This window comes from Streptomyces sp. NPDC001933, from assembly GCF_042890955.1.
In the GTDB taxonomy this organism is placed as follows: domain Bacteria; phylum Actinomycetota; class Actinomycetes; order Streptomycetales; family Streptomycetaceae; genus Streptomyces.
Genome location: NZ_JBIASS010000072.1, coordinates 1 through 8,895 on the forward strand (window position 1 = coordinate 1; position 8,895 = coordinate 8,895).

At 68.8% G+C, this 8,895-nt stretch carries 14 protein-coding genes, 1 pseudogene and 1 CRISPR repeat array; of the genes and pseudogenes, 6 read left to right on the plus strand and 9 right to left on the minus strand.

The window, feature by feature from the left end; all coding sequences use genetic code 11:
* The coding region (locus ACFYY7_RS44465) for a VOC family protein (RefSeq protein ID WP_388671888.1) at positions 1-221 on the plus strand (221 nt) is incomplete at its 5' end.
* Positions 222-678: 457 nt separating this feature from the next.
* Positions 679-1,012: direct repeats of the CRISPR family, unit length 29 nt; unit sequence GGGACCGTCCCCGCGCGTACGGGGTGCAC.
* 237 nt (positions 1,013-1,249) lie between these two features.
* Here the strand turns inward: ACFYY7_RS44465 and ACFYY7_RS44470 are convergent.
* On the minus strand, positions 1,250-1,417 hold the full coding sequence (locus tag ACFYY7_RS44470) for a zinc ribbon domain-containing protein (protein ID WP_388671891.1): 168 nt from the start codon (positions 1,415-1,417) through the stop codon (positions 1,250-1,252).
* Between the two features lie 139 nt (positions 1,418-1,556).
* On the opposite strand from ACFYY7_RS44470, the gene ACFYY7_RS44475 reads away from it, so the two are divergent.
* The gene (locus ACFYY7_RS44475) at positions 1,557-1,757 is read left to right on the plus strand and encodes a hypothetical protein (protein WP_388671894.1); all 201 of its coding nucleotides are present in this window, start codon (positions 1,557-1,559) and stop codon (positions 1,755-1,757) included.
* A 99-nt stretch (positions 1,758-1,856) separates the two neighbouring features.
* Here ACFYY7_RS44475 and ACFYY7_RS44480 read toward each other — a convergent pair whose 3' ends face one another.
* Positions 1,857-2,033 carry a hypothetical protein gene (locus tag ACFYY7_RS44480; RefSeq protein ID WP_388671896.1) on the minus strand — a complete coding sequence of 59 codons (177 nt, stop codon included), beginning with the start codon at positions 2,031-2,033 and terminating at the stop codon, positions 1,857-1,859.
* Between the two features lie 22 nt (positions 2,034-2,055).
* Here ACFYY7_RS44480 and ACFYY7_RS44485 point away from each other — a divergent pair, with 22 nt between their 5' ends.
* Positions 2,056-2,595: a hypothetical protein gene (locus ACFYY7_RS44485; RefSeq protein WP_388671899.1), complete on the plus strand. Its 540-nt coding sequence runs from the start codon at positions 2,056-2,058 to the stop codon at positions 2,593-2,595.
* A gap of 212 nt (positions 2,596-2,807) precedes the next feature.
* On the opposite strand, the gene ACFYY7_RS44490 is transcribed toward ACFYY7_RS44485, so the two are convergent.
* The 3 genes from ACFYY7_RS44490 to ACFYY7_RS44500 form a co-directional block, all read right to left on the minus strand.
* Positions 2,808-3,512, minus strand: a complete 705-nt coding sequence (locus tag ACFYY7_RS44490) for an HNH endonuclease family protein (protein WP_388671902.1) — start codon at positions 3,510-3,512, stop codon at positions 2,808-2,810.
* Between the two features lie 150 nt (positions 3,513-3,662).
* Entirely contained in the window at positions 3,663-4,538 is an 876-nt protein-coding gene (locus ACFYY7_RS44495) for a hypothetical protein (RefSeq protein WP_388671905.1), read from the minus strand.
* Positions 4,539-4,594: 56 nt separating this feature from the next.
* Positions 4,595-4,753 (minus strand): DUF6233 domain-containing protein, encoded by a 159-nt coding sequence (locus ACFYY7_RS44500; protein ID WP_388671908.1) that lies wholly within the window; start codon positions 4,751-4,753, stop codon positions 4,595-4,597.
* A gap of 33 nt (positions 4,754-4,786) precedes the next feature.
* On the opposite strand from ACFYY7_RS44500, the gene ACFYY7_RS44505 reads away from it, so the two are divergent.
* Entirely contained in the window at positions 4,787-5,068 is a 282-nt protein-coding gene (locus ACFYY7_RS44505) for a DUF6225 family protein (protein ID WP_388671911.1), read from the plus strand.
* A gap of 27 nt (positions 5,069-5,095) precedes the next feature.
* Here the strand turns inward: ACFYY7_RS44505 and ACFYY7_RS44510 are convergent, their stop codons facing one another.
* From ACFYY7_RS44510 to ACFYY7_RS44525, 4 genes are all read right to left on the minus strand, one after another.
* Positions 5,096-5,470, minus strand: a complete 375-nt coding sequence (locus ACFYY7_RS44510) for a PIN domain-containing protein (protein WP_388671914.1) — start codon at positions 5,468-5,470, stop codon at positions 5,096-5,098.
* Positions 5,467-5,721 carry a hypothetical protein gene (locus ACFYY7_RS44515; protein WP_388671917.1) on the minus strand — a complete coding sequence of 85 codons (255 nt, stop codon included), beginning with the start codon at positions 5,719-5,721 and terminating at the stop codon, positions 5,467-5,469. Before ACFYY7_RS44515 ends, ACFYY7_RS44510 begins: the two co-directional genes overlap by 4 nt.
* Positions 5,722-5,887: 166 nt before the next feature.
* Positions 5,888-7,153 carry a hypothetical protein gene (locus ACFYY7_RS44520; protein ID WP_388671920.1) on the minus strand — a complete coding sequence of 422 codons (1,266 nt, stop codon included), beginning with the start codon at positions 7,151-7,153 and terminating at the stop codon, positions 5,888-5,890.
* 38 nt (positions 7,154-7,191) lie between these two features.
* Entirely contained in the window at positions 7,192-7,500 is a 309-nt protein-coding gene (locus ACFYY7_RS44525; protein ID WP_388671923.1) for a chaplin family protein, read from the minus strand.
* A gap of 406 nt (positions 7,501-7,906) precedes the next feature.
* Between ACFYY7_RS44525 and ACFYY7_RS44530 the strand changes: the two are divergent.
* Positions 7,907-8,260, plus strand: a pseudogene (locus tag ACFYY7_RS44530) (transposase); the annotation flags it as partial.
* 60 nt (positions 8,261-8,320) lie between these two features.
* Positions 8,321-8,895 (plus strand): hypothetical protein (locus ACFYY7_RS44535; RefSeq protein ID WP_388671926.1); only part of this gene is annotated, 575 nt, incomplete at its 3' end.

Here is an 8,895-nt window from a genome sequence, read left to right on the forward strand (position 1 = left end):
ACGTCCCAGAACCCAAGCAGGGAAAGAACCGCATGCACCTTGACCTCGACTTTGGCACCGCAGACCTGGTGTCCGAGGTCAGTCGCCTCGAACGGATCGGCGCTGCGAGGCTCTCTGAAGAGCTCAGCGAACACGGCTTTCGCTGGATCGTCGTTGCCGACCCGGAAGGCAACGAGTTCTGCGTATTCAATCCCCCGAACAACATCAACATTGCGCGGTAGTTACGCAGTCGGGCTGAGGTTCCACCATGGCCTGGGAAGCCGCCTGCGGCGGCTTCCCAGGCCGGAGCCTGTTCCGTCGATTACCGCCCCTTGAAGAGGGCCTGGGCCTCTAGCGCCGGTGTCCCGTCTTTCCAGACACTCACTGACTGCGGCGGCGCGGCAGTTCCACGCCCGCGAGCATCTACGGGTGCCCCGGAAGCACGTCGAGTAGCGGCTGGACGCGGGCGCGTCCCCGGCGGGCCGTCAGAACAGTGCTGACGGGCCCGTGGTGGTCAGGCTCCGGACGTGGCTCGACAACGTCCGCAAACGCGCCGCGAAACTCCCCGAACAACGCCGGACAGACCTCGATCAACTCGGGATGCGCTGGTAGACGGGCACAGAGCGCGGGAGGGGCCCGGATCCGATGGGGATCCGGGCCCTTCTCGCGGCTTGAAGTTGTCGAGCTTCCCCCAAGGAAGCCGGCGTCCCCACGCGTACGGGGTGCACGCCATCAGTCAGATTCCCTACTTCACGAGCGGGGGACCGTCCCCACGCGTACGGGGTGCACACGGCTTTGAGGGTCCGGCCTGACTGCACGCCGGGACCGTCCCCGCGCGTACGGGGTGCACAGCAGCGTCGGACCCAGCGCAACGTCGTAGCTGGGACCGTCCCCGCGCGTACGGGGTGCACAACCTGCGGTCGCAGTCCGTAGGTCTCCCCCGGGGACCGTCCCCGCGCGTACGGGGTGCACCCGAGAAGGGGCGGAGCCAGCCATCTGCCCGGGGGACCGTCCCCGCGCGTACGGGGTGCACCCTCTTCGACCCGCGTAGTTACCGGCCCGGTGGCAGTCTTTCAACCACTTCCAAGGATCCCGGCATTGCTCGCATATGTACGCGCTATGGATATGTGAGGACGGCTGGGAGGTTGCCCTCCCAGGGTGACCCGAAGGGTCTTCCCGCTTCGTCCTGCCGCCCCGGAGCCCTTGCGAGCTCTGGGGACTTCTGCAGTCCACGGGCGTTACAGCCCCTTTTCCAGGGGACTGGCCCGGCCTAGGGCCGAACGGGTGTCGCGTGGTTCTTGATGTTGCGGGCCGCGTTGGCGTCCCGGTCGATGACCATACCGCAGCCCTGGCAGTGGAACACACGGTCGGCCAGGGTCTGGCCAGCCGACGGTCCCTGCGGGGCTTTTCGGCTCATCGAGGCTGTTGCCCTGCTCATCGCCGGTGTCTGCGTGACTCTCTGCGGCCAGCCCGCCGGGCGGCAGCGGATGGAAGCCTCTCGGCGGCAGAGGGTTGCGGAAGCCTGGGGGCGGTAGGGATGTCACCTGTCCGCCTCGGCGTTGGGCACTATCAGGGTCATGCCGACTTACGTGCCTTCTCCTGATGAAGTGACCGCCGCGCAGACTCCCGAGGGCGGCTGGACGAGGAAGCAGCTTGCGGAGTGGGGTGTTCCCTGGCCCCCGCCCCAGGGCTGGCGCAAGCACCTGGAAGCGAAGTGGGAGGGCAAGGACCTCCCACCGCTGCAGCGCCAGGAACCCGACCAGGACTCCCTGTTCTGAGTCAGCCGCCCGTCAGCAGGATGTTCAGGAACGCCTGCTGCCGGCACCCCGTGGGGCCGAGAGTCCTGCCCGCGGGCACGGAAGTCCGGCTGCAGGCAGTCAGGCCAGGAGCCCGTCCTCCCCGAGGTCGACGGCCGCCACGTCCAGGAAGGCGTTGTACGCATCGGCGGCCCATGACAGCAGCAGATCGAGGTCGGGCTTCTCTGGGTCCAGCCCCTCGTTCGCCAGGAGCTCGGCACATCCAGGTGACGGAGGCGTGAGCGGACCGGTGTCCAACCCTTCCCCCTTGTGGTCCTCGATGGCCCGGCAGGTCGCCCTGCTGAGGAGAACAAACCTCGACTCCGGCAGCGGAGCGGCATGCAACATCGAGGCCGAAGACGATGTGGGGAGTGTGCGAAACGCCGCCCGGTGCCGCATCGCCTTCTGTACTTTCACATCCGCATGCATTTCATGGTCGGCGCGGATCAAGCGGCGACCAAAGAGCTTGGGGGTGTTTGCAGTGGCGCAAGTGGATCTCTCGACGATCGATGGCGGCGTGCGTGACTCGGTAACGTACAGAGGCCTGTACCTCGTCTCTCTTGACGAGGACCCTGAAGATCCGCGGGTCTTCGTGTGCACCGACCCCGACCCGGAGGACATCGGCTACACCATGAGGGGGCATGTGATCTGCAATATCGGCTCGGAAATGACCTGGTACACGGTCTACGGGATGAATGGCCGCATGCGGATGGGAGGGCCAGAAATCGACAAGATCCCCGGTATGTTCCCGAGCTGGGAAGCCGGGATCTGGGCTGTACTCAACGCGTTCGACCAGTACTCCGGAAGCACCCACTACTAAAAGCAGCACCTCAAGCGCACACACCCCAGCCCCTTCACGGATAGACGCCTCGCACCGTCAAGGGGGCTGGGGAACACCCGCGAACGTCCCCAACCGAGTGCAACGTCTTCGCGCGCCATCGCGTACGCATCTATGTGCTCAGCCGCCCTGGGCCAGGACGACGCCCCGCCGCTGGTGTCGGCTGATCTTCTTCTTCAGCGCGCCGGGTGGGGTCAGGCGTTGCAGGTGTCGAGCATCTCGGACAGGGCGTTGACTTCGGCGGGGTTGGCGGTGAGCTGGTAGGTGGCCTTCACGCTGATCCAGGCGCGGCTGTAGGTGCACCAGTACGACTGCAGCGGCGGCTTCCAGTTGCCGGGGTCCTTGTCGCCCTTCTTCCGGTTGCTGCTGTACGACACCGCGATCAGCTGCGAGTGGACCAGGTCGTTGGCGAAGGCGCGCCGCTCGGGCGTCGACCATTCCGAGGCCCCCGACCGCCAGGCTTCCTTGAGGGGGACGATGTGGTCGATGTCGATGCGGGAGGCGGAGTCGATGGTGAGGCCGTCGTACGCGGAGTACCAGGTGCCGGACTCGGCGCGGCACTGGTCGTCCTGGACGACGTCCTGGCCGTCGCGTTGAAGCGTGACTTCGCGGGTGTCGCAGGTGCCGTACTGGGTGATCCAGTGCGGGAACTTCGCCCGGGAGTAGCCGGGGACGTCGTCCTCGTCGGCCACCACCAGGTCCGCGAGGAGCTCGCGGGCCTTGACCGCGTCGGGCGGTTCGGGGAGCTCGCGCAGGGACGGTGCCTGACCGGCGGAGGCCTGACGGGCGGGGGTGTGGGGGCCGGCTGCGGTGGCTGTGGTGGGGGCGGCGGTCAGCGCGAGCCCGGCGAGTGCCGAAACGGCGGTGAGGAGCGCGGTTCGGCGCAGATGACGAGTCATGCCGATCATGCTCCGGCCCAGGCCAACGAAGAATCGTTGCTGCCCGGCGGGCGTCACCCGCCCGGGTGGGAAGTCGTACCGGGCTCCGCAGCCGGGCTCGTGACAGTGCATACGAGATCGTCCGCTGGCCGGCAGTCAGGCACGGGATCCTCACCGCATCCGGGTCACGGTGAGGGTGCCGTGCCGGCCGGACCCGGCCAGCACCTCCACGACCAGGTCCGTCTCCACCCGTGTGTACGGCTCGCCCTCCGCCCGCCGCTCCCCCACCACCACCGCGTCACTCAAGGCCTCACCGACCCGAGCCGCGAGGACAGGCTCCAGGCGTGCGGACACCCGGGCCGGCCCGCCCTCGTCCCCCACCGCCAGAACCAGATGGTGCGGTCTGAGCCGGGGGCCGGTGAACCCCAGCACCAGGGCGTCGACCGTGTCCGCGTGCCGGACCTTCAACCACCGGCGCTGACCCGATGGATAGCCGGCACTGCCGCGTTTGCAGACGATCCCTTCGATGCCCTGCTCGCGCAGGGCGTCGTACCAGAGCACCGCGACCTCCCGGTCGTCGGTGGCCGGGGTGACCTGGACCGGCGGCCCGACATCGGCGAGGAGCTCCAGGAGGAAGGCGCGGCGCTCGGTGTACGGCAGGTGTCGGCAGTCGCCGATCGCCGGGTCCGGGTGCTGCAGAACATCCCAGCAGACGTACGACGCCGGATACCGGGCCGCCAGGGCGCGGGCCCGGGTCACGGACGACGCAGCCCGTGACTGCGCGGCCGCGAAGTCGAGCCGGCCGTCTCGCCAGATCACGGCCTCGCCGTCCAGGACCGTGCCTGGGCGCAGTGTCATGCCGGCGACGGCCAGGTCCATCCAGTGCTGGGTGACGACTCTGCCGGACCGGGCGTACAGCACGACGGTCTCATCTGTACGGCGCAGCACTGTTCTGTGGCCGTCGTACTTGGGCTCGTACCACCAGCCCGGCCCCTGGGGCAGGACCGGGACGGCCTGGGCCAGTGCCACCTTGGTCGGGAACTCCACGGAACCGATCCTGCGAGCCCGGCGCCCGCGAGGCGCGTCGGGCGGTCCGTACGGTCCTACCCGTCGACCAGCCCCGTCTCAGGCTTGCAGATCTGGCACGCCTCGATGTCCGGCTCCGCCAAAGCAATCACCGCCTCCTCACGATCGAGGAAACCGCCCTCGACCGGATACAGGGCACAGTCCCCGCGGTGCACCAGAGCTAGCCGTGTCTCCACTGGCAACGTGGTCCGGTCCGGCACTCTGTGCCCATGACCGACGTCTTCGAGCACACCCCGCAGGTCTGGAATGCCGCGCAGCTTCGCGACGCGCTCAAGGACCTGCCCGATGACGCACCCATCCACATCGGCGTGGCAGGCGACCCCGGCGACTTCGATGGATACCGGGACTTCGTTCTCGTGGACGCGCATGAGGTGGAGAACTGGTGGCCGGCCACCTCCACCGCGCCGGAACGTACCGAGACGGCGGAGGCTCTGACGCTGCTCGCCGACTGGGGCCGGGCGCATACGACCGCCTGGTCTGAACCGGGATGAAACATGGTGTTTCACCCGGGTACGGGGTCAGGTGGGGTTCAGCGGAGTGATGCCGGTACCCGCGTACAGCTCGGGCTCCAGCGACAGGACCGTGACCGGCTCCCCCGCCTTCACCGCGTGCCAGGCGATCGCAGCAGCATGAGCCACCGGCCAGTCCACGGCTCTCCAGTCCATCGCATCCACCGCGTGGGCCGCGGTGAACGGAACGTTCTCCGCGAACCGCAAGGACGCCGCGTGCCGACCCGCACCCGTGACCTGCCGTTCCGCGGCAAAGGCCGACAGCGAAGGGACGATGACGCGGCCGGTACCGCGCGAGGCTTCGATGTACAGGCCGGTGAAGAAGGGATCCGCCCGGTACAGAGCGGCCAGAGCGGTGTGGTCCAGGACGACCGTCAGGTTCATGCGGCGGCGCCGCCCTGATGGGCGCGGATCCTCGCCCAGGCGTCCTGCCCGGCCTGCTGGACCTGCTCGGTGTACTCGATGCCGAGCTCACGGGCCGCCTCGACAGCACGCTGCTCACGCTCGGCTTCCGTGAGCTCGCGGCCGGCGAGCTCTTCCAGCAGCTCGGTGATGGTGGTGCCCCGCTCCGCGGCGAGGACCCGCAGCCGGTCGCGCACTTCCTCGCTGGTCTTGATGCTCGTCGGTTTGCTCATACCACCGATTCTACCGCCGGTAGAAATCACGGGGTGAGTACCGCCGGTCCACCGTGATCCGGCCGCCGACCGCACCCACGGCGCGCCCCGGTCTGGACGATCCCTCGACCCCACCCACCTGCTATTGCCTTTGTACCTCTTGCCGATCTCGTCCTGCGGAGGGATCTCATCGTCGGTCCCGGGGTCCGGGCACGATGGCCGGGACACGTGCTGCGAGGAGCAGGTTCTCGTAGGTGTGGTGGCGGCGGGTGGTGGTGCGGTGGTGCAGCAGGCCGGCCGCGCGGGCGTGTTCGCCGGTGTCGATGAGGGCGCGGGCGAGGGTGTCCTGGATGATCTCGCGCTCTACCCGTACTCCGCCGATCTGTTCCGTTTTCTCGCCCAGGCCGCTGAGCAGGTTCACCGCTGCGCGGGGGCGGCCCGCGGTGATTTCCGCCAGTGCCTGCACCACGGGGGCCAGGACCTCGTGGAACTCGGGGCGTTCGTCGGCGGCGGCGCGGCGGGCCAGGGTGTGGAGGTCGTCGGTCGCGCTTTCCACGGCCAGGGCGAGGGCGAGGTTGAAGGTGTGGAAGGTCTCCGCCATTGCGCCCGGTGCGGTGAGCAGTTCCCGGACGTGGTCCGGATCGCTGCGGCCGGCCGGTGTCTGTCCGGCCAGGAGCAGGCGCCAGTTCGTCGCGGCCCGCATGCCGACGTCCGTACGCGCCAGTGCCGTATCCGCCCGGCGGCGCGCGTCGGGGAAGTTGCCGCAGGCGATGGACTGCAGAGCGGCGTGCCAGTTCAGGTGCCGTGCCTGCACCGCCTGCGGGTCCGTCCGCAGCCACTGGTCCAGGAAGTCGGTGCAGGCGTGGCCGGCCCCGAGTTCGTGTTCGGCGTGCGCCAGGGCGTGCACGGCCACGCCCGAGCGGGGATACAGGGCCAGTGCCCGCCCGGCCAGTCCGTGCGCCTCGCGTACCCGGCCCTGCTCCGCCCTGGCCGATGCCAGCCAGCTCATCCACGGCCAGCTCTCCGGGCCGGCCACCGCCGCCTGCTGCTCCATCAGAGCGTCGCCGTGCGCGCGGTAGGCGGCGTCCCCGCACGCGGAGAACGCGCCGAGCATGAGACCGGCCAGCTCATCGGCGGGCCACCGGTCGAAGTGCCCCACCAGGTGGTCAGCCGTCAGCCGGTACTGCCGGTGCGTATGAAGGAACACCCCGTACACCAGGCTCGCCTCCCGCTCACCGGCCGCCGACGCATCCCGGTGCGCGATCACCAGCTGTTCCTTCAGCACGGCGTCGTCCCAGCGGTCTCCGGTCGCCAACGCCAGCAGCGCCCGCGCCACACCGCAGCCCGGGTCCGACCCGACCCACTGGCGCAGCAGGGACAGTGTCTGCCCGCTCAGGGCGAGCAGTGCTTCCACCGCCCGCTCCTCCACCGTGCACGCCGCTGCTTCGCTCATCGTGGTCCGTCCGGTCACCGGCCAGTTCACCGGCCCGTTCACACGCTGGACATGAACACGGCTGTGCAGACGATGCCGCTGTTGCCGCAGTGGTTGCGCGGCAGGCTCAACGGCAACCCGGTCTGATTGCCGCTGCCCACCCCGCTCCCCGCCACCGTGGCACCCACAGCCCGGGCACCCCCCTGGTTGACACAGGTGTTGCCGAACACCGCGTTCCCGACCCCGATCACGCCCGCGTGAGCGGCACCGGCCGGGAGAAAGGCCGCCCCCGCTACCGCGCCCAGCACCGCGGCCCGCACACCCGCACGCCCCGCACCGCCGCCCAATCCCCGCATCTCCACAGCCACCGCACTCCTCCCTTACCCGGGACCAGTCCCGGTGTCCGTACAGGTCCTGCCTGGCCGGACGAGCCAGGCCGCACCCCACCAACGAAAGAACCCGGCTCCCGACACGTGGCAACCCACCGGGATCACTGAGACTGGGCCCAAGGCGATCCTCGGGTTGACCACGACCCGATACCTGCCCCCGCCACCCATGCAACGGCGAACTGGCCGACCGCGCGCGGCAGTGCCGCCAGCTCGTCGGCCGCTTGTCCGTGCCAGGAGCGCGGCCTCCGCCGCCTCGGTCTCGGCCCGGGACGTCGGAGGCTCGTGGCCTTCGGCCCATTCCCGGGCCAGGCTCAGGAACTTGTCGCCGTGGTCGGCAAACACCGTGCTCGTGGCACCTGGCGCGCCACGAAGCCCAAGCCGCGTAGCCGCAGTCCGTGTTCCGCGAAGCGGGCCGGGAAAACCGAGAACCCGACCGAAGATCGTTCTGGCGGACCGCGCGTATTCGTCACGCGCGATCCTGAAGCATCTCCGCCAACGCGGGATTCGCGCTGTCATTCCCCAGCCGTCCGACCAGGCCGGTCACCGTCGGCGCCGAGGTCGTTCGGGTGGCCGGCCGCCCGCCTTCGACGCCGAGGCGTACAAGCAGCGCAACGCGGTCGAGCGATGCATCAGCCGGCTCAAGCAGTGGCGGGGGTTGGCCATGCGGACAGACAAGCTCGCCATCGCCTACCAGGCGGCGCTCTACGTCGCTGCCCTCCTCATCTGGGCCCGGGCATAGGGGCGTCGGGCCGCATGATTTGGAGACGACCTTCTCAGTTCAGCGTGGCAGCATGCGGCAATGGTCTTTCGACACCCCGGCGGCGATTACGCGATCACCGCGATGTACTCCGTGCCCGATGACGCCTGGTATCTGGAACTGGATCTCGTGGCCGGGCAACGGACGCTCGTGACCGCAGTCGTCCCCGACGAGGATCCGGCACGGGAACCCGCGGTGTGCTTCAACCCCCACGCAGGGCACGCTGATGTCCCGTACGAGGTCATGCGCTGGTTCATGCACCAGGTCGATGAAGAGATCCGTACCTCCCGTTCCTGGATGCGGCTGAGACCGGAGCTCGTCGAGATCATCTACCAACTCCGTCAGGAGCACATGGGCGTCATCGACGATGACGACTTTCCCCAGGTTCTGGCGGACGTGCGTACCACGGTCTCCGAGGAAGACCTCCCCGCCGTTCTAGAGGCCGCCTTCAGGCGGAATCCTGACGGCACCACCACGGACCACCCGCAGACGCCCCAGCCTGTAGACGGTCAAGGAGACGGCCTAACTGATCATTTCAGAATGAGATCGGTGTGGGGCTTGGCAGTTGGGTGTTATGTCGGCAGGATCTTCCGGGTGTCTGCTGATCTTGTGCCTGA

Bases quoted from the DNA above. Each gene is read 5' to 3' on its own strand.
- ACFYY7_RS44520 (WP_388671920.1), bottom strand. From the start codon at position 7,153: ATGAGCGAAGCAGCGGCGTGCACGGTGGAGGAGCGGGCGGTGGAAGCA.
- ACFYY7_RS44515 (WP_388671917.1), bottom strand. From the start codon at position 5,721: ATGAGCAAACCGACGAGCATCAAGACCAGCGAGGAAGTGCGCGACCGG.
- ACFYY7_RS44510 (WP_388671914.1), bottom strand. From the start codon at position 5,470: ATGAACCTGACGGTCGTCCTGGACCACACCGCTCTGGCCGCTCTGTAC.
- ACFYY7_RS44475 (WP_388671894.1), top strand. From the start codon at position 1,557: ATGCCGACTTACGTGCCTTCTCCTGATGAAGTGACCGCCGCGCAGACT.
- ACFYY7_RS44485 (WP_388671899.1), top strand. From the start codon at position 2,056: ATGGCCCGGCAGGTCGCCCTGCTGAGGAGAACAAACCTCGACTCCGGC.
- ACFYY7_RS44490 (WP_388671902.1), bottom strand. From the start codon at position 3,512: ATGACTCGTCATCTGCGCCGAACCGCGCTCCTCACCGCCGTTTCGGCA.
- ACFYY7_RS44505 (WP_388671911.1), top strand. From the start codon at position 4,787: ATGACCGACGTCTTCGAGCACACCCCGCAGGTCTGGAATGCCGCGCAG.
- ACFYY7_RS44470 (WP_388671891.1), bottom strand. From the start codon at position 1,417: ATGAGCAGGGCAACAGCCTCGATGAGCCGAAAAGCCCCGCAGGGACCG.